The organism is Streptomyces sp. NPDC044033 (genome assembly GCF_056434425.1).
This window is the reverse complement of the sequence record NZ_JBWKFF010000001.1, coordinates 647,384-665,457: the sequence shown is the minus strand read 5'-3', so window position 1 is coordinate 665,457 and position 18,074 is coordinate 647,384. Positions and strand designations below refer to the sequence as shown.

Annotated in this window: 19 protein-coding genes; 6 read left to right on the top strand and 13 right to left on the bottom strand. The window is 69.5% G+C overall.

The annotated features are described in order from the left end of the window. Positions 1-12 precede the first annotated feature (12 nt). Positions 13-843 carry a maleylpyruvate isomerase family mycothiol-dependent enzyme gene (locus AC07AB_RS02940; RefSeq protein ID WP_478558975.1) on the top strand — a complete coding sequence of 277 codons (831 nt, stop codon included), beginning with the start codon at positions 13-15 and terminating at the stop codon, positions 841-843. Between the two features lie 364 nt (positions 844-1,207). On the opposite strand, the gene AC07AB_RS02935 is transcribed toward AC07AB_RS02940, so the two are convergent. Both AC07AB_RS02935 and AC07AB_RS02930 read right to left on the bottom strand, forming a co-directional pair. Further along, complete coding sequence (locus tag AC07AB_RS02935; protein WP_478558972.1) at positions 1,208-2,530, bottom strand: MFS transporter; 1,323 nt, start codon at positions 2,528-2,530, stop codon at positions 1,208-1,210. Continuing rightward, positions 2,527-3,207, bottom strand: a complete 681-nt coding sequence (locus AC07AB_RS02930) for a GntR family transcriptional regulator (protein ID WP_478558969.1) — start codon at positions 3,205-3,207, stop codon at positions 2,527-2,529. Before AC07AB_RS02930 ends, AC07AB_RS02935 begins: the two co-directional genes overlap by 4 nt. 192 nt (positions 3,208-3,399) lie before the next feature. On the opposite strand from AC07AB_RS02930, the gene AC07AB_RS02925 reads away from it, so the two are divergent. Further along, the gene (locus AC07AB_RS02925; RefSeq protein ID WP_478558966.1) at positions 3,400-4,305 is read left to right on the top strand and encodes a 4Fe-4S domain-containing protein; all 906 of its coding nucleotides are present in this window, start codon (positions 3,400-3,402) and stop codon (positions 4,303-4,305) included. A 194-nt stretch (positions 4,306-4,499) separates the two neighbouring features. Here AC07AB_RS02925 and AC07AB_RS02920 read toward each other — a convergent pair whose 3' ends face one another. The 4 genes from AC07AB_RS02920 to AC07AB_RS02905 form a co-directional block, all read right to left on the bottom strand. Beyond that, on the bottom strand, positions 4,500-5,159 hold the full coding sequence (locus tag AC07AB_RS02920; protein ID WP_478558964.1) for a hypothetical protein: 660 nt from the start codon (positions 5,157-5,159) through the stop codon (positions 4,500-4,502). Positions 5,160-5,170: 11 nt separating this feature from the next. Beyond that, positions 5,171-6,394, bottom strand: coding sequence for an AAA family ATPase (locus tag AC07AB_RS02915; RefSeq protein ID WP_478558961.1), 1,224 nt, complete (start codon positions 6,392-6,394; stop codon positions 5,171-5,173). A 607-nt stretch (positions 6,395-7,001) separates the two neighbouring features. Further along, a complete protein-coding gene (locus tag AC07AB_RS02910) occupies positions 7,002-7,223 on the bottom strand; it encodes a DUF397 domain-containing protein (RefSeq protein WP_478558958.1) in 222 nt (73 codons plus the stop codon). A gap of 4 nt (positions 7,224-7,227) precedes the next feature. Further along, positions 7,228-8,103: a helix-turn-helix domain-containing protein gene (locus AC07AB_RS02905; protein WP_478558955.1), complete on the bottom strand. Its 876-nt coding sequence runs from the start codon at positions 8,101-8,103 to the stop codon at positions 7,228-7,230. 241 nt (positions 8,104-8,344) lie between these two features. On the opposite strand from AC07AB_RS02905, the gene AC07AB_RS02900 reads away from it, so the two are divergent. Beyond that, complete coding sequence (locus tag AC07AB_RS02900) at positions 8,345-8,776, top strand: ATP-binding protein (RefSeq protein WP_478558952.1); 432 nt, start codon at positions 8,345-8,347, stop codon at positions 8,774-8,776. Here the strand turns inward: AC07AB_RS02900 and AC07AB_RS02895 are convergent. Together AC07AB_RS02895 and AC07AB_RS02890 are read right to left on the bottom strand one after the other, a co-directional pair. Continuing rightward, positions 8,773-9,174, bottom strand: coding sequence for a recombinase family protein (locus tag AC07AB_RS02895; protein ID WP_478558949.1), 402 nt, complete (start codon positions 9,172-9,174; stop codon positions 8,773-8,775). The genes AC07AB_RS02900 and AC07AB_RS02895 overlap by 4 nt on opposite strands. Before the next feature lie 57 nt (positions 9,175-9,231). Next, positions 9,232-9,819, bottom strand: a complete 588-nt coding sequence (locus AC07AB_RS02890; RefSeq protein WP_478558946.1) for a TetR/AcrR family transcriptional regulator — start codon at positions 9,817-9,819, stop codon at positions 9,232-9,234. Positions 9,820-10,106: 287 nt separating this feature from the next. Between AC07AB_RS02890 and AC07AB_RS02885 the strand changes: the two genes are divergently transcribed. Beyond that, positions 10,107-10,691 (top strand): NAD(P)H-dependent oxidoreductase, encoded by a 585-nt coding sequence (locus AC07AB_RS02885; RefSeq protein ID WP_478558943.1) that lies wholly within the window; start codon positions 10,107-10,109, stop codon positions 10,689-10,691. Positions 10,692-11,910: 1,219 nt separating this feature from the next. Here the strand turns inward: AC07AB_RS02885 and AC07AB_RS02880 are convergent. Then, on the bottom strand, positions 11,911-12,789 hold the full coding sequence (locus tag AC07AB_RS02880; protein WP_478558940.1) for a LysR family transcriptional regulator: 879 nt from the start codon (positions 12,787-12,789) through the stop codon (positions 11,911-11,913). A gap of 112 nt (positions 12,790-12,901) precedes the next feature. On the opposite strand from AC07AB_RS02880, the gene AC07AB_RS02875 reads away from it, so the two are divergent. Then, on the top strand, positions 12,902-13,501 hold the full coding sequence (locus tag AC07AB_RS02875) for an N-acetyltransferase family protein (protein WP_478558938.1): 600 nt from the start codon (positions 12,902-12,904) through the stop codon (positions 13,499-13,501). A gap of 143 nt (positions 13,502-13,644) precedes the next feature. Here the strand turns inward: AC07AB_RS02875 and AC07AB_RS02870 are convergent, their stop codons facing one another. Next, on the bottom strand, positions 13,645-14,256 hold the full coding sequence (locus AC07AB_RS02870; protein ID WP_478558935.1) for a DUF1707 SHOCT-like domain-containing protein: 612 nt from the start codon (positions 14,254-14,256) through the stop codon (positions 13,645-13,647). A 189-nt stretch (positions 14,257-14,445) separates the two neighbouring features. After that, positions 14,446-15,195 carry an SDR family NAD(P)-dependent oxidoreductase gene (locus tag AC07AB_RS02865; protein WP_478558933.1) on the bottom strand — a complete coding sequence of 250 codons (750 nt, stop codon included), beginning with the start codon at positions 15,193-15,195 and terminating at the stop codon, positions 14,446-14,448. A 95-nt stretch (positions 15,196-15,290) separates the two neighbouring features. On the opposite strand from AC07AB_RS02865, the gene AC07AB_RS02860 reads away from it, so the two are divergent. Then, a complete protein-coding gene (locus tag AC07AB_RS02860; protein WP_478558930.1) occupies positions 15,291-15,899 on the top strand; it encodes a TetR/AcrR family transcriptional regulator in 609 nt (202 codons plus the stop codon). A gap of 90 nt (positions 15,900-15,989) precedes the next feature. Here AC07AB_RS02860 and AC07AB_RS02855 read toward each other — a convergent pair whose 3' ends face one another. Next, the gene (locus AC07AB_RS02855; protein ID WP_478558927.1) at positions 15,990-16,748 is read right to left on the bottom strand and encodes a phosphotransferase family protein; all 759 of its coding nucleotides are present in this window, start codon (positions 16,746-16,748) and stop codon (positions 15,990-15,992) included. A gap of 172 nt (positions 16,749-16,920) precedes the next feature. Next, entirely contained in the window at positions 16,921-17,733 is an 813-nt protein-coding gene (locus tag AC07AB_RS02850; RefSeq protein ID WP_478558924.1) for a helix-turn-helix transcriptional regulator, read from the bottom strand. Between the last annotated feature and the right edge of the window lie 341 nt (positions 17,734-18,074).

Here is an 18,074-nt window from a genome sequence, read left to right as displayed (position 1 = left end):
CCGAGGGGTTCCGTGACCGTCCACCCAAACCTTCAGACCTCCATCGACGCCTGGACCCATTCCATCGAAGCCATATCGGAGTTGGTGACACCGCTCGTCGAGAGCGAGTGGAACCGGGCGACCGAGTGTCCCGGCTGGTCCGTGCGCGACATCGTCTCGCACGTCATCGGCATCGAGTGCGAGATGCTCGGCGACCCGCGCCCCATCCACACCCTGCCGCGCGATCTCTACCACGTCACCGATGAGTTCTCGCGCTACATCGAGGTCCAGGTGGACGTGCGGCGCTGCCACACCTCGCCGGAGATGACCTCCGAGCTGGAGTACACGCTCATCCGCCGTTTGCGGCAGCTGCGCAACGAGACCCGCGATCCGCAGACCCCGATCCGCTGGCCGCTCGGCAGTTCCACCGAGCAGACCCTCGAACGCGCCCTGAAGGTACGCGCCTTCGACGTCTGGGTGCACGAGCAGGACCTGCGGCGCGCGCTCGGCACGCCGGGCAACCTGGACTCCGCGGGCGCCCAGCTCACCCGCGACTTCCTGCTGCGCGCGCTTCCCAAGGTCGTCGCGAGCGACGCGGGCGCGCCGCCCGGCTCCGCGGTCGTCTTCGATGTGCACGGCCCGCTGGAGTTCATGCGGACGGTCCGGGTCGACGCGGAGGGCAAGGGCACCATCGACGGCAGCGTGTCGCTGGGGCCGACGGCGACGCTGGTCCTGGACTGGGAGACGTATCTGAGACTGGCGTGCGGCCGGGTCCGGCCGGAGGCGGTGGCCGACCAGCTCAAGATCGAGGGTGACCGGCCGCTGGCGGAGGCGATCCTGCGGGAGTTCGCGGTGACGCCGTAGCGCTTCGCGCGCGTCGCCGCGCCCGTACGGACGCGTGTTGTGCCCGCACGGGTGAGGCCGCGGGCCGCGTACGCATGAGTACGGCCGCGGGCCTGGCACGCGTACGGACACGACCGCGCGCCAACGCCCGTACGTCGGGACACCCGTACGTCGGCGCACCCGCATGTCGGCACATCCGCGCGTCGGGACACCCGCACGTCGGCACGGGTACGGCCGCGCTCCGACGGCTCCACCGCCCAGTCCAGCCCGTTCAGCCGCGCACCGGCCACAACCACCCGCAGACACGTCCGTACGGCCGCACGCCGCCCCCACCCGCAGACACGTCCGTACAGCCGCACGCCGCCACCCCCACCCGCAGACACCCCTAAGCCGGTACGTGCACCGTCTCCACCCGGGATGCCACGACGCGTTCCTTCTCCCGGCGGTGTGCGCGCGCCCGCAGCCGCAGGATCTGGGTCAGCCCCAGCGCCTCCAGGACGAAGACCGACGCGAACGCGGTCCGATAGCTGTTCCCGGACGCGTCCAGCAGTACGCCCACCGCGAGCAGCGTCGTCATCGACGCGATGAAGCCGCCCATGTTCACGATGCCGGAGGCCGTGCCCTGCCGCTCCGGCGGGTTGGCCGGGCGCGCGAAGTCGAAACCGATCATCGACGCCGGGCCGCACGCGCCGAGCACCACGCACAACACGACCAGCAGCCACATCGGCGCGCTGTCGGCGGGCCAGAAGATCGTCACGGCCCACAGCGTGGCGGTGGCCGCGACCGTACCGAGGGCCAGCGGCAGCCGGGCCGCGTGGTGGCGGCCGATGACCTGCCCGTAGACGAGCCCGACGGTCATGTTGGAGAGCACGATCAGCGTCAGCAGCTCGCCGGCCACGCCCCGCGAGAGCCCCTGCGACTCCACCAGGAACGGCATCCCCCACAGCAGCAGGAAGACCATCGCCGGGAACTGGGTCGTGAAGTGCACCCACATCCCGAGCCGGGTGCCGGGCTCCCGCCAGGCCAGCGCGATCTGCCGGCGCACGAAGCCCTTGCCCACGTGGGACTGGGGCGCCGGTTCGTACCCCTCGGGGTGGTCCTTGAGGAAGACCAGCAGCAGGGCGAGGACGGCGACCCCGGCCAGCGCACTGCTCGCGAACGTCTTCTCCCACCCGGCGCTGTGCAGCAGCCGGGCCAGCAGCATCGTCGACACGAGGTTGCCCGCCATCCCGAAGAGCGCCGCGACCTGGGCGATCATCGGCCCGCGGCGGGCCGGGAACCAGCGCGAGCCGAGCCGCAGCACGCTGATGAAGGTCATCGCGTCGCCGGAGCCGAGCAGGGCGCGGGAGGCCAGCGCCATCCCGTACGAGTGCGAGAACGCGAACCCGAACTGCCCCACCGTGAACAGCACCACCCCCAGCGCCAGAACCTTCTTGGTCCCGAGCCGGTCGACCATCAGCCCCACGGGTATCTGCATCCCCGCGTAGACCAGGAGTTGCAGGATCGAGAACGTGGAGAGGGCGGAGGCGTTGATGTGGAACCGCTCGGCGGCGTCGATGCCCGCGACGCCGAGGCTCGTACGGAAGATGATCGCCACGAAGTAGACGCCGACGCCCAGTCCCCAGATGCCCAGTGCCCGCCGACCGCCCGGCGGGTCACCGGGCAGCCCTATGGAGCCACCGCCGGCACCAGTACTCGCACTGCTCATCGCACATCCCCCTGCGCCAGATTTCGCACCCAGCTCACGTGCTGGTGCACGGCTTCGGTGGCCGCCGCCACGTCCCCGGCGCGCAGCGCGTCGAGGATTTCCGTGTGCTCGGTGATGTTCTTCGCGATCCGGCCCGGGTGGGCGTGCATCAGGGCGACGCCCATCCGCAACTGCCGGTCCCGCAGCTGGTCGTAGAGGCGCGACAGGATCTGGTTGCCCGCGCTGCGCACGATCGCGGCGTGAAAGGCGCGGTCGCTGTTGGAGAGCGCCGCCAGGTCCCCGGTCTCGGTCTGCCGCCGCATGTCGGCCAGCAGTTCCGTCAGCCGCGCGATGAGCCCGGCGGGCGCGGGCACGGCCTTGGCCACCGCGAACTTCTCGACGAGCAGCCGCGTCTCCACCACGTCCGAGATCTCCTGCGCGGATACGGGCAGGACGAGCGCGCCCTTCTTCGGATAGAGCTTGATCAGCCCCTCGACCTCCAGCCGCAGCAGCGCTTCGCGTACGGGCGTACGCGACACCCCGACCGCTTCCGCGAGGTCCCCCTCGGTGAGCAGGGTGCCGCCCTCGTAGCGGCGGTCGAGGACGGCTTCCTTGATGTGGGCGTAGACGCGTTCGGCCGCGGGGAGCGGTTTGGGTGCGGACGTGGGTGCCGGCGCGGGGGCGGGAGCGGGTGACATGCGCACAGCATAGATACATCAGGTATGCATAAAGGAGACCCTGTCCACGATCCGGACTTGCGATTGACCGGCCCATGACAAAACGACCGTCGCGAGAGCGGCACCCCACGGGAACAACAAGGTTCTGGCCTCTTCCGCTTTCCGGACGGCGCGGGAAACCCTGGAGGCCACCGACCTTGGAGGAACCGCCCCGTGACGACCGACCCGATCACCGAGCCATCAGCCGCGGCCGACGGCTGGTACGTGGACGACCGCTGCACCAACTGCGATGTCGTCCGGCAGGTCGCCCCCGACCTGTTCATCGAGGCCGACGGCCGCTCAGAACTCCACCACCAGCCGCGCGACCAGCACGAATTAGAGCAACTCCACGCCGCCGCGTACGCCTGCCACACCCGCTCCATCCGCCACCCGTCGCTGCGGCTGGACCCGACGCTGGACCCGTACCCGATGGAACTGGACGACGGCCTCTACTTCTGCGGTCACAACTCCACGCACACCGCCGCCGCCAACTCCTACCTGCTGAAGCTCCCCTCCGGCTCGGTCCTGATGATCGACACCCCGCGCTGGAACGCCGAACTCGCCACCCGTTACGAGTCCCTGGGCCCCATCACCGACGTCCTCCTCACCCACCGCGACCACGCCGCCCACGGCCGCCGCTACGCCGACCACTACGGCGCCCGCCTGTGGATCCACGAGGGCGACCTCGACGCCGCGCCCGACGCCGACCAGGTCATCCGCGGTACGGAACCGGTCGAGGTAGCGGAGGGCGTGATCGCCCACCCCCTGTCCGGCCACACCGAGGGCAGCGTCCTTTACGTGGCCCATGAGCGCTACTGCTTCAGCGGCGACAGCTTCTACTGGTCCCGCACCAGCGGCGACATCGAGGTCGCGGAGTACATCACCTGGTACTCCATCGAAGTACTCGCCGCGTCCCTGGCCCGTACGGCCGACCACCTCCGCTTCGAATGGCTCCTCCCCGGCCACGGCGACCGCCGCCACCTCCCGGCCGACGAGATGTCCCGCCGCATGCACCACTTGGCGGCCCGGTCCCAGGAATACCGCCCCCAGCCGGTGGACTTCACGGCCCATCGCTGGTGACGGCTGCTCGGCAGTGAGCGACGGCATGGGCCCCGCGGCGGACGCGAGCGCGGATGCGAATGCGGATGCGGATGCGGATGCGGGGCCGGTTCATTCCTGATACCGGAATGCCGGAGGTGACTGGCACCAGAGGAATCCGGACAGAACACGGCGACTGGTTCCCAGCACACCCCATTGCCCGAGGCAGAGAGAGTTCACCGGCCGGACGGAGCAGGAATATCCCAGCCGGTCAGGTCCTCGATAAATTCGCTATAGGAACGGTTCGAGCCGACGGGCTCGGCAAGGAGCCCGTGCTCCAGGGCATGGGAGGCGATCTCAGGTCCGTCGCTCTCTCGAAAACGCGGGCTGGTGAGTTCAGCTTCAAGGTCTTTCTTGGGGGTCTGACGCCGCCCCGTATCCCGACCCCGCCACTGTGCGGGGATCTTCCACGACGGCCTATAAAGCTGAAACGCATCAGGAAAAAGCAAGAGCCACGCTTCGGATTCGGCCGCGGCAAGGGCATACACGGACGAGGACGACGCGGCCGCCTTGGAAAGCGCAGTGGAGACGGCGCGGCGTGCAGCGTCATACCCCGGGCCGAGACAGGCGTCCATGTCCTCGTGAACCGCGATGCCTACAAACTGCCCTGCCTTGCATTTCGCCTTGCCGCGCGCCTTCTTCACCAGGCATTCGGCAGCTGTCGCCAGTTCAGCGCCTGACTTCTTCCGCAACCGCACGGGATCAGTGATCTCGGTGAGGGTGACGGCCGCAGCGAGGCCAGGATGGGCCGACTTGATGAGGGCGGCGAGCATGCGCCGATCGTTGGAACTCTCCCCCGCGAGCACGACGATGCCCTTACCCGGAGACTTATTCATGCCTCTGCGGCTCACAGCTCGTCCTCCGTCAGGTCGCCGCCGAGTACACCGGAGAACCACAGCTCGCCAAGCGGCTGGTCACCAGTCACCTCAACGATGTCCTCCACCTCTTCCGCCGAGAGCGCGGGGATGATCGAGGCACCTTCATCGTCGCGGTCGCACACGATGAACTCCTGCGGTACCAGGCGATCGACGAGTGAGGGCGAGTGGGTCGCCACGATCAGCTGTGTCCGTTCGGACGCCTCCCGCAACCGCTCCACGATCAGCTCAAGCGCTTGCGGGTGCAGACCATGGTCGATCTCTTCCACACAGGTGAGCGCCGGCGGGTTCGGATCGTAGAGCATGGCCAGCAAGCCCAGGAGACGCACCGTGCCGAACGAGGCGTCGGCGAGCGGGGTGGCACGCCGCAGACCGCGTTCGTGGAGCACGACAGCGAGTCGATCGGAGTACCCCCCGGCCTGTTCGAACTCGATGGCCTCCAATTGCGGCAGTATCCGGCGTGCGTCCTTCGTCAGAAGGCCCCAGCGCTCCTCGTCAGCGCTGAGTTGAACCAGGAATGCGGCCAGGTTCTCCGCGTGGGATTCCAAGCGGCCGGCCAGAGTGGAGCGAGCGCGTGTGGGCTGACGGGCAGCGGCGACGTCTACATCGAACACTCTGAACGAAGAGAGACGTTCGGCTACCCGAGAGACCTCCTCGCCACCATCCGAACGTCCCAGCCGAGGCAAGGTGGACAACCCGCTGCTCAGCCGTTGGATACCGAAGCTGCCGCCGTCGGACTCCCGCCCCGCTTTCTTGTCGACCACTCGGGCTTCCCCGCCCGAGATCGTGATGCGTCGCCCTCGCCCCTGAGTCCGCTTGAACGCGAAACTCTCCTGGCGCGACAGAGTGTACGAGTCACGACTGTTCGGCATAGAGCGCCGACGAATGTTCAGCGAGTACTCGTCCGGCGCCTTCAGGCTCGCGTGAGTCGTCCAGGTGGCCTTGAGATGGATCTTCATTGATGTCGGCGGCCTCGCGCCACCCCAGAAGGCCACCTCATCGAAACCGCCGCGCTCATCGAGCGCGGGTTGAAGGTCGGTTCGGATGATCGAAGCGAGAAAATCGAAAACCTTCAGTACGTTTGACTTGCCCACCCCGTTCGGCCCCACAAGCACAGTGAGCGGGCCGAGGGGGATGGTCACGTCACGCAGGCTGCGGAAGTTCTCAACGTGGAGTTCCAGGAGACGGCCGGGCATGAGATGAACCTATCGGGTGGGTGATCGCAACGCAGGCAAGCGGGCGAAATCTGCCGCGGCCACCGGGTGATCCGTCCTCAGGAGGAGCAACGAGCGGCACCATGCCGACCACATGCCGGCCCGACGGAATGTGCGCCCGCCTCACCACACAATCGGCTGCGCCGACGGCTTCGGCGGCTCCGACGGTCACCAGCCCACTCGCTCGTAGCGAGGGCGGGTCTCGACATGACCGCGGCCCTGGCCGCTATCGACACCGCGATCGATGCACTGCGGGCGTGGCCGAAACCAGCGCCGGCCGGGGGTGATCGGCCGGGTCACCAGGCAGAGGACCGCGTCGCTCACGACACGGCGACGGCAGCCTTGTCGCCCACCCCACCCGGCCGGTCACACCGACTCCGGCGACAGCTTGCGTGCGTACGACGCGCCATTGCCACCGATTCAGGTCCGGGGCGTCATCTGCCTCCCGCTACGCGCCGTCGGCCGCATTCCCCGTGCGATGCGGCATCCACAGTCGCATCGGTGACCAGCCGACTTACCCGGCTCCACGGACACAGATGTACTCACGCGCACCAACAGGGCTACCCCGTACAGCAGTCCAGGTCACAGATCACACCCTCGCTTCATGGACTCGCGAAAGGTTCTCAGATCGCGCCCCGTGGACTATGGCGTCCCTAAAGGCCGACCAGGCGGCGGGGGTGACATGGAGGGTGGGGCCGGTGGGGGTTTTGGAGTCGCGGATGGCGATGACGCCGGGGAGGTTGGTGGCTATCTCGACGCAGTCGCCATCAGTCTTGCTGTAACTGGACTTCACAAACTCGAACACAGCCACCCTGTCAAATCTCCTTGCGGATGCTATCGATCAACACAGCCGAGTCTCGCTGCGCCAAACTCGCTCTTGCGGTGCGGTCAAAATAAGTACCGTGGACGACAGCTTCTGCCTGGCTCTCCAACCACAGCGAAGCCATCGTCGTCTCGGTGTAGACCACGTCCACAGCCTCCTCTTCGGCGAAGGAGATGATGTTGAACATGTTGACCACACTGGGGTGTCCTCCAGCGCTGAACGGCAGCACTTGAAGCCGAACATTGGGCAGAGTCGCAACCTCCAGTACGTGCTCCAACTGCCCTCGCATCACATGGCTTCCACCGACCAGTTGGCGTAGAAGCGCTTCCCAGATCACTGCGTAGATGTGCACCGGGTGGTCACCGAACAGACGCGCCTGTCGCCTCATCTTGATCTCGACCATGAGCTCGATCTCATCGGGGTCATCCCAGCCACCGCTGCTTACCGCCAACGATCGTGCATACTCTGCGGTCTGGAACAAGCCCGGGATAAGGGAAAGTTGCCAGGTGCGGATGCGAACCGCAGCGTCCTCCATGGCGATGTACTCCGCCATGGGATTCGCCTCGGGGATCTGCTTCCACCAACCCTTCACTTTGCGACGTTCGCGGTCGAGCTTTGCAAGGCTGAGAAGGCTACTGACCTCCTTGGCATCCGTCTGACCGTAGAACTCGCACAGGGCCCGGATGTCCGGGTCACGCATCGGAACCCAGCCGCGCTCCATCTTCACGACCTTCGTCCCGGTCGCGCTGAGTATCTGCGCCGCTTGCTGTTGAGTCTTCCCTGCGGCGTCACGCAGACGCAGCAGCTCCCCACCGAGCCTGCGTCCCAGAACAGTTGACGTCCGGTTCCCTTGATCTGTTCGTCTCACCCGACACAGTCTTGTGCCTCGCCTCACCCTGAGTCGAGACATTGCCAAATCTGGGGAAGAACTTCCCCGAAGCGGTTGAGCCCAGAACAGTGTGGTCGCTACTGTACGTACGCAACCGCTCGCACAGCGGCGCATTCACCCAGCGGAAGTGCACCGCTCCGCCCTGCGCGGAACGGCATAGACACCGAAGGTGATTGGCGCGGCGTACGGGCTCCACGACCGCACGAGGAGGTGCGCGTCCATGGACGTAAGCATCGGCGAACCGGACGATCGCTACGACGTCGTCGACTACACCCCGTACCCGTACAACGTCCCGGTGGCCCGGCGACGCGTGGCGCGGCTCACCTGCGAATGGGGGCACAAGGCAGTGGCCGGGGACACGGCGTTGCTGGCGAGTGAGCTGATCACCAACGCGCTGCTGCACGGGTGCCTGCGGGAACGCCTCTTCCGCGTGGAACTGTTCCTCAGCGGGCCGGTCCTGCGGGTGGCCGTCACCGACCCGAAGGGCGAACGTCAGCCGCGCCAACGGGAGGCGGACCCGTACTACGACCAGTTCGGCCGGGGCCTGCTCATCGTCCGTACGCTCGCCGACCGCTGGGGAGTGGAGGGCCGTACGGTCGGCAAAACCGTCTGGGCCGAACTGGCCCTCGGGCAGCATCCGAACGGACATTAGCGGTGGCAGCTGACCCGGATCACGATCCGGTCGGGGCGAGGGTGCTGACGCGGTTTCGTACTCGCGGCGGGCTTTGCGCTGGGCCGGGTCAGCCCGGAGGTCCTGGGCACCGTCGGGGGCCGACAGTGGGCGATGCGGTCGTGGTGCGGGACTTCGAGGCCGTCGAGGCGGAGCTTCTCGGAGATGTGTACGGCGTCGCCCGGCCGCGCGTACGTGAGCAGTTCGTTGAACTTCGGCCGCTGGAGCGGGTGGAAGCGGCTGGAGGCACCGGCCTCCTCCTCGAAGGCGACCGGGACCTCGATCCCGACCTCGGTCAGGACGAGGTTCTGCCGGTCGGTGGACTGCCGGTCGGTGGACTGCCAGTCGGTCGAGGCCCGCTTGTAGACCAGGTTCGCCACCGAGGCCCCCTCCTGACGCCCGGCCAGTCCGTCGGTCGGTCAGGCGTGGTGCCGGGTTCAGGGGCGGTCAGGTTCGTCGCAGGCGGTCCAGATGAGGCGGCGGGCGAGCTCACCGGTGCGCTGGGCGGGTCCCTGGGGTCCGAGGACGGTGGCGGTGACGTAGACGCCGTTGAGGACGAGGGTCAGATCGTCGGCGAGCTGCTCGGGGTCGGGGGCGCGGGCGTCGGCCGCCAAGTCACGCATCCAGTGGCGGACCCGCTGCTCGTGGGCGACCGCGACACGGTTCGCGGGGTGCTCCGGGTCGGGGAACTCGGTATGGGTGTTGAGCATGGGGCAGCCGCGGAAGGTGGGCAGCCCGGTCTCCTCGATGACGGCCGTGAAGATCGCGAGGAGTTTCTCGCGCGGGTCGTCGACCTGGTCGGTGGCCTCGCGCATGCGCGCGAACCAGGCGTCGGCGCGGTCTTGGGTGAAGGCGCTGGCAAGAGCGTCTTTGGTGGGGAACTGCCGGTAGACAGTGGCGTTGCCGACCCCGCTCTCTTTGACCACCAGGTCCATGCCGACGGCGCGGATGCCGCGCTGGTAGTACAGGCGGCTCGCCACGGCCAGGACGTGGCGCCGGTTCTCCTCCGCTGTCTTGCGAGCCATGGCGCGCTCCTTCTGCTTGTCATGCGTCGCATCGAGCCGACGCGGCGCGCGGTGGGCCCTTCGGCCGCGCGCTGGGCACGGCGCCAGTTTGACAGACGGATCGATCCGTCACAAACTCCGTAACGGAACGATCCGTCACAAGAAATCGAGGCGCGGGCCACTTGCCCCGTCAAGTGAGTCACCTGTGTCACCTGTGTCACCGACAGACGTGATCGACGTCCACGGTGGCGTACGGATCAGCTGCTCCGACTCCCCCGTAAGCCGACCACAGTCAAGGATCAACCGCGGTGAACCATCCCAGCCCCCTCTCCGCGACCTCAGCCGGCCCGCCCTCCTCGCGCACCCTGGTTGTCGTTGCCCACCCCGACCTGGCCTCCTCCCGCATCACCGCCCGCCTGGCCGAGGCCGTGAGCGACCTCGCGCACGTCACCGTCCACGAGATCGGGCCCGCCTACGCCGATGGCCGCTTCGACATCGCCCGTGAGCAGCAACTGCTGCGCGACCACGACCGGATCGTGTGGCAGTTCCCCTGGTACTGGTACTCCGTCCCGGCAGTGCTCAAGGCATGGATGGACCAGGTCCTCACCTACGGCTTCGCCTACGGCAGCCAAGGCTCCGCGCTGCGCGGCAAGACCCTCCAGTTGGTCACCTCCACAGGCGGGCCGGAAGAGTCGTACGCTTCCGTCAATCCCACCTCCCATTTCACGCTGACCCAGCTGCTGGCGCCCATCGACGCCACCGCCCGCCTGATCGGCATGCGTCTTGCCGAGCCGCTGGTTCTGCACGGCGCCCGCACCGTCTCCGACGAGGACCTCGCCTTGCACGCCAAGCGCTACCGCGAGCTTCTCGACTCCGCTCGACGGGCCGACTGAGCCTCGCGCACAAGGCGGTCCGGGTCGGAGTCACAGGTCGCGGCTCCGGCCCTGGCCGTTTACGACCGTACGGGCGCGTGGCTACTTCGGAGCCCACCAGTACCGAGGGCCGAACTCAACGCGGAGGGCTCCGAGCCCACACGTCAGGTCGAGCCCACGCCTCAGCGAAAACGGGGCGGCATTGGCAGTTGGCGACTGCGGGTTTCGTCTCGGGCCCTGCGGGCCCAAGGCGCCGGCAGCGGGAGGGAGGGGGGCGACTTGCGGTCGGTTCACTGGGTGCGCGCGGGCCGGCGGCTGAGGTCAAGACGGGCTCCGCTGCGCTCCGCCGCTGGCTGCTGCCGCGATGAGGCGGGGGCCGGAGCTTCGATTGGAGGGTGCGTCTCGGGCCCTGCGGGCCCAAAGACGCCGGACCGGCCCTGGCTGCGGGTGGGTTGGGGCTGGGCAGTGCAACAGAGTGAGCGCCGGGCAGCAGTTTCTCGCCCCTTAAACGGCAGGGCGGGGCATGGTGGCGGTCTTGTCCTATATGCCCCGCTCTATTTGGTTGACTGCGCAACAGGGGCGGACAGCCACCCAATTCCCGTCCCCTATGCCCGCTTTGCCGGGCGGCTTCTCGCCTCTGATCCCTGCGGGAGCCAACGGCGGGGCTGTATGAACCCTCAGGCAACCAACCCAGCCCCACCACCACCGGGTGTCCCACCAGGCCCGGCCACGAACCTCCCCCGGGGCGGCAAACCCCCCTCAGCCCCGCCCCCACCCTCCACCGCTGCCAGCGGTCTTTGGGCCCGCAGGGTCCGAGACGAAACCGCCGGACGACCCACCGGCCCCCGCCCCATCGCGGCAGCAGCCAGCGGCGGAGCGCAGCGGAGCCCGTCTTGACCTTGGCCGCCGACTCCCCCGCACCCAGCCAACCGGCAGCAGCCCGCCCCCCTCCCTCCCGCTGCCGGCGCCTTGGGCCCGCAGGGCCCGAGACGAAACCGGCACCCACCCCACCCCACCCCCAATACCGCCCCACGCGGCAGCATCCCAGCGCAACCCTTCCCCAGCGGACCGCCCCTCCACCGCCCTGGACTCGCAGGGTCCGAAACGAAACCCCCAGCCGATCCACCAGCCCCGACCCCACCCGTCCCATCACACACGTCCCATCCAACCCCTCCCATCACACCCGTCCCATCGCGGCGGCGCCCCAACGCCCCCACCCCCAACCCGAGGGCTCATCGCGTCAGAGTTCGAACCCGTCCAGGGCCCTGAGCACAGCGGCGATAGCGGGCTCGGCGGCGCGTTCGCGGTGGTGGGCCGCCATGAGGTCGACGTGCCACTCGGGCATGTCGCTCACGTCGAGTTCGACCAGGGTGCGGGCGGCGAGGTCGCGTTCGACGGTGGCGCGGGTGAGGACGGCGACGGCCTGCCCGGAGCGCGCGAGGTCGGCCGCGGTCTCGGCGGAGCTGATGCGGTAGAGCTGCTGCGCGCGGGTGGGGGCGTCCAGGAGCTGTTCGTGGAAGAGGTCCGCCCCGCTGCCCCAGAGGTTCACGGCGAGGGGGTGACCGCTCAAGCGGGCGGTGTCGCAAGGGCGTGCCGCGAGTGGGTGGTCCGGGCGGCAGACCGCGATGACCGGCTCGCTGCGGAACTTGCGCAGCCGTACCTCATGGGCGTGCGGCACCGGCAGCGTGATGGCGATGTCGGTCGTGCCCGCGGCCACGCGTCGGAGTGCGCTCGGGCTGTGCTGGTCGTCGACCACGACGGCGTACCTGAGCGGCTGTAGGGCACCGACGACGAAGGGGACGGCCAGCGGTGCGTAGCCGGCGTGGGTGGTCAGGTGCAGGGTGCCGCCCTGGGTGTCGTCCTCCCGGGCGATGTCCAAGGCCCTGTCCGCCAGTTCCAGGCACCGCTCCGCGTGGGGCAGCAGCCGTTCTCCCGCGGGCGTCAGTGACACTCCTCGGCTCGACCGGTCGAGCAGCGGCTTGCCGACGAGGCGTTCCAGCCGGCGCAACCGCTCGCTGACGGACGGCTGTGCGGCGCGTAGCTCACGTGCCGCGGCGGACAGCGAGCCGGCGGAGGCGGCGGTGACGAAGACCCGCAGGTCCGCGAGTTCCAGAGCCATAGGCGCACCCTATGGCCAGCCGCTTCGAATCATGGGGTTCCGCGTGATCGGCGGCGTCCATAGCGTGCCCGTACGACCTCCCGCCTCCCGCCCGGCCTCAAGGAGCCTTGCCGTGTACGAGATTGACGAGACGGCCACCGAACCCGCCCCCGCCCCTGCCCCCACCCCCAACCCCGCGACCACGACCGCGACCGCGACCGCGCGTGATCTGCCCGGGATCGTCGCCATCCAGAATCACACGGCCGCGACCTCGCACGCCCGGTTCGCCACCAGGTCGCTGCGTACGGAGGAGCGGCGCGACTGGTTCGCGCAGTTCGCGGGGGCGGGCCCGTACCGGATGCTCGTCGTCCGCCGCGGTACCCAGGTTCTCGGTTACGCGTGCAGCCAGCGTTACCGCGCCCAGGACGCGTTCCGGGAAACGGTCGAAGTGAGCGTCGGGCTCGGTGAGGGCAGCAGAGGGCAGGGGCTGGGAACCGCCCTGTACCGTGCGCTCTTCGGCCTTCTGGACGACGAACCGGTACACGTCACCCTCGCCGGCATCGCCCTGCCGAACCACGCGTCGGTGGCCTTGCACCGCAAGTTCGGCTTTTCCGAGGTCGGGACCTTTCACGAGTACGCCGTGAAGAACGGCCAGTACATAAGCTCCCTGTGGATGCAGCGCCTGCGGTCCGCTCCGTTCCCGGGGCCGGGCCAGAGCAGGCCGGTTCCGTGATCGCATGCCGGGGCCGGCCAGGCGCGGAGGCGGGCGCGGGCGGCGGGTGCGGACGGCGGGCACGGGCGGCGGCAGCCCTCATGCTCCTGGGAGCGGACCCGCTCCACCGGACCCGCTCCACCGGAACAGGCCCGTGCCCGTGCCTACCCCGCGCCCCCACCCGCAGAGCCGCGCGGGCGCGCACCGAATCGCAGCCCGCGGCGTCGGCTGCGGCGTCGACTGCGGTGGGGCGGGTGGCTCACCGTGATGCGGCCCCGGTCGGCGAGGCCGGTCAGGTGGATGACGGGGGCGGACGGGGACGTCGGCTGCGTGGCGGTGTTGATGACCTTGCCGTTGCCGCGAACGGCCACCGCGTCGGTGTGCACGGCCCAGCCCGTCGGGACCACGAGGGTGATCGGGCCGTTGCTGACGCATACGGCCTCGATGAACACTTCGCGGTGCCGGCAGTCCGCCTCGGTGAAGTCCAGCCGGATGCGGCCGTCCTTCTCCGCGACAGCGCGGATGTGCCGCGGCACCGGCCACCGGCCCTCCTTGCACACCTTGGCGTTGTGCCCCGCGCTCAGATTCATCGGCGCGGGCTCCGGTCCCGGCCGCGGGGCGAGGTCCCGGGTCAGCGCCGACAGGTCGTCGCGCGTGGCGGCCCGCCACAGCGCGTCCAGGCGCCCTTGGAGCAGGTCCATATCCAACCTGCCCTCGGCGAACGCCTGTTGAAGGATCTCGGCTCCGCGCTCCCGCTCTGCGTCTGATGCGCGCATACGAATCGGCGGCTCGGGCTCAACGCCTTCCACTGTGGCCCCCTCTCCCCGGCCCGCTCTCCCCGGCCCGCAAGCTCCTGTCAGCTTGGCATCCGCGCGTACGGCCGTCGTCGTTCTCCGGGGTGACCTGGTCCAGTAGGGGGCACATGGGGGCGGCAGCGCCACCGCTCACGGCTCACGGCTCACTGCTCAGATCTGGTTCTCGCCGCCGTCGACGTAAAGATTCGCGCCGAGGATGTAGCTGCTCTGCTCGGAGGCGAGGAAGGCCACTGCCGCGGCGACCTCCTCCGGGCGTCCCATCCGGCCTATCGCGACGCCCGCTGCGAGGTTCGCCCGGACGGCGGGCGCGTTCTCCTCGCCGAAGAGGTCCGTGATGCCGGTGGTGTCGATCGGGCCCGGGGAGATGGCGTTGACGCGGATGCCGCGGCCTTTGAGTTCGTTGGCCCAGCCCCGTGCGAAGGACCGGACGGCGGCCTTGGACGCCGCGAACAGGCTGAACGCCTCCGTACCGTTCTCGGCGGCGGTGGAGGCGTTGAGGATCACCGAGGCGCCGTCGTTGAGCAGCGGCAGCGCCTTCTGCACGGTGAACAGCGTGCCCCGTACGTTGACTCCGAGGGTCTGGTCGACCTGCTCTTCGGTGATCTGCCCCAGTGGGGCGAGCGAGGCGGTCGCCGCGTTCGCGAAGACCACGTCCAGGCCCCGGCCCCGGGCGCGTACCGCGTCGTACAGCCGGTCCAGGTCGGCCAGGTCGGTGATGTCGCCCGGCACGGCGGTGGCCCTCGCCGGGCCGATGGTCTCCACGGCCGCGTCCAGCTCGGCCCTGCGCCGGCCGATGACGAATACATACGCGCCCTCGTCCGCCAGCCGTACGGCGGTGGCCAGGCCGATCCCCGTGTGGCCGCCGGTGACGACGGCGGTCCTGCCTTCGAGCTGCCCCATGTGACGTCCCCTTCGCAGAATTCAGTACCGATCAGTACTGAATTGGACCGTAACACATCAGCACCGATCGGTACGGAAGCAGTAGGATCGAGGGCATGGAGACGCGACAGAAGGGCCCGATCGGCCGACCGAGGGGCTTCGACGCCGACGAGGCCCTCGAACGCGCCATGCGGGTCTTCTGGGAACAGGGCTACGAAGGCGCCAGCCTCACCGACCTGACCAGCGCCATGGGCATCACCCGCACCAGCATGTACGCGGCCTTCGGCAACAAGGAGGAGCTGTTCCGCAAGGCCCTGGAGCGCTATGCCGAAGGCCCCGCCTCGTACGGGGTCCGGGCCCTGCGGGAGCCGACCGCCCGGCAGGTGGCCACCGCGATCCTGAACGGTTCCGTCCAGGCCACCACCCGCCCCGGCTGCCCCACCGGCTGCCTCGGCGTGCAAGCCTCCCTCGCCGCGGGCAGCGCTGGACGCGAAGTCCGCGACGCTCTCGTCGCCTGGCGCAACGAGGGCACCTCCCGCCTGACCGACCGCTTCCGGCGAGCCGTCGACGAAGGCGACCTGCCCCCCGGCACCGATCCCGGGCAGCTGGCCCGCTACGTCATGACCGTCGCCAACGGCATCGCCGTCCAAGCCGCCGGCGGCACCACCCGCGACGACCTCCAGCAGGTGGCCGACATGGCTCTGCGCAGCTGGCCCACCGCCTGACGGCCGGCGACCCCGCCGGCCCCGCCGACCCCGGCGGCCCCGGCGGCCCCGGCGACCGGCCGCATACGGAGCAGTCGGGCCCGCGCAGCCTCACATCCGGGATCTCAGCACGTCGACCTCACAGCCCGGCGCGAAGGGGTCGAAGCCGTGCTCGCTCAGCCATCGAACCGCCAGCAGGCTTCGCAACGACCACCACGCGCGGATCACGTCGAGGTCGATGTCGGTGCCATAGCCGGCGATGACGTCGTCGAGGCGCTCCTCGTGTCCGAGCGTGAAGGTGGCGAGGTCGTACAGGGCATCGCCCTGGCCCGCCTCGGACCAGTCGATGATGCCGGTGACTTCGTCGCCGTCGACGAAGACGTGCGCGATCTGCAGATCGCCGTGTGTGAACGCCGGAGTCCACGGCCGGAGCGCGGCCTCGGCGACCTGGCGGTTGCGGGTGACCAGGTCAGCGGGGAGGAGGCCGTTCGTCACGAGCAGCTCGCACTCGTCGTCGAGTTCCGCCGCCAGCGCGACGATGCTCCGTCCGGCCCGGCCGGGCCGGGGCGGCGGGGGCGCGTCGTGCAGCTTCCGGATGGCGGCGCCCGCCGCGGCCCACGCCTCCGGCGACCCGGTCGAGGGCCCGGTCGACGGCCCGCCGAGGCGCCCGAGCGTCGCCCCCGGGAGTGCGGCGATCGCGAGCACGGGCGGCTTGCGCCACAGGACCTCCGGGGTCGGGACCGGCGCGAGGGCCATCGCCTCGACCTCGGCGTCGATGCGCGCCTGATCGGCGTCCACCTTCAGGAACACGTCGCCGACGCGCAGGGTCGCGCGCTCGGAGTGGGCGACGACGACTTCGACCTCATCCATGTTTGACCTCATCCATGGGCGACCAGTGTCCCGGAGGTGATCGCCGATGTCGCCAGGTTTATCGCGTGCGGCGACGTGGCCGACCGCGTCCCGCGTCCCGCTGCCCGACAGCCCCGTCCACGGCACCGGCCTTCGAGCAGGTCAAGCCCACCACTCTTGTGAGGAGTGAGTCCTAAGCTCCCGCCTCGTCCACCGGCGTGATGAACACGAACCGCAGGTCCGTCCGTTGTATCGGCAGCAGCACATGGCTCGTCACCCGGATCTCCCGGCCGCCGTGGAAGGGCAGGCACAGGCGGAAGACGTGCCCGTCGCGGTGCTCCACGACCTCGCTCCCCTGCGCCCAGATGCGGCGGCAGTCCGCGTCGGCGGCCAGCACTTCGCTGACCAGGGCGCGCAGTTCGGCGTTGTCCGGGTTGCTGTTGGCCGCCACGCGGAGCATGGCCAGGTACGTACGGGCGCAGCTGTGCTCCCAGTCCAGCATCTGCTCCCGGGCCTCGGGGGAGAGCAGGGCCCAGCGGATGAGGTTGGCACCGGGCCGTACGGACCAGGGGAACCACTCGGCCATGAGGGCGTTGGCCGCGACCACGTTCCAGGCGATGTCCGAGAGGTACGCGGGGTAGCTGACCTGCTTTCCGAGGAGCGCCGTGACGCCCTCGGGCAGTCCCCGCGGGTCCCGTGGCGCCTCCTCCGGCGGGCGGCGGCCGCAGACGGCGAGGAAGAGCGTGAGGGTCTCCGCTCCGCTCAGGTCGAGCGCGCGGGCGACCCGGAGCAGGAAGCCCTCCGAGAAGTCCTGCCGCCGGCCGGCCTCCAGCGCGCGGTACCAGCCCTCGCTGACGCCGGTCAGCCGGGCGACGTGGGCCTGGGAGAGGCGGCGGCCGGGCCGGGGCTCGGTGCCGCGGAGTTCGGGGATCTGCCGGGCGTCCGTACGGGCGCGCCAAGCGCGGAGGAGACGGCTGATGGATTCGCCGCCCGCTGCCTCGCTCAAGGGTCCTCCAGATCCGGCACTGCAAGTGTCGGTCAATCCTAGGTAAATTCCCCAGCACGGGCGATTCCACGCTCCTCCCCATGTGGAACCCCCAGGCCGCTCACGCCTGACAGGGGCCCGGACGCGACGCTCTCTCTTCGCTGGAGGGGGGTGAGGAGAGAGTGTCCGGGCCCTTTCGCCCCGGACTTCGGACAGCCGCGGGGGTCTGCCCGAAGTCCGGACGGCCGCAGGGGGGGGGGGGGGGGGGGGGATGGATTCTGGCGCCAACCATTGTCAGTGCGTCCACCACCCCGCCCCCCTCCCGATTCTCACCCACCTTGGTTTCTACTCCGTTACCATCT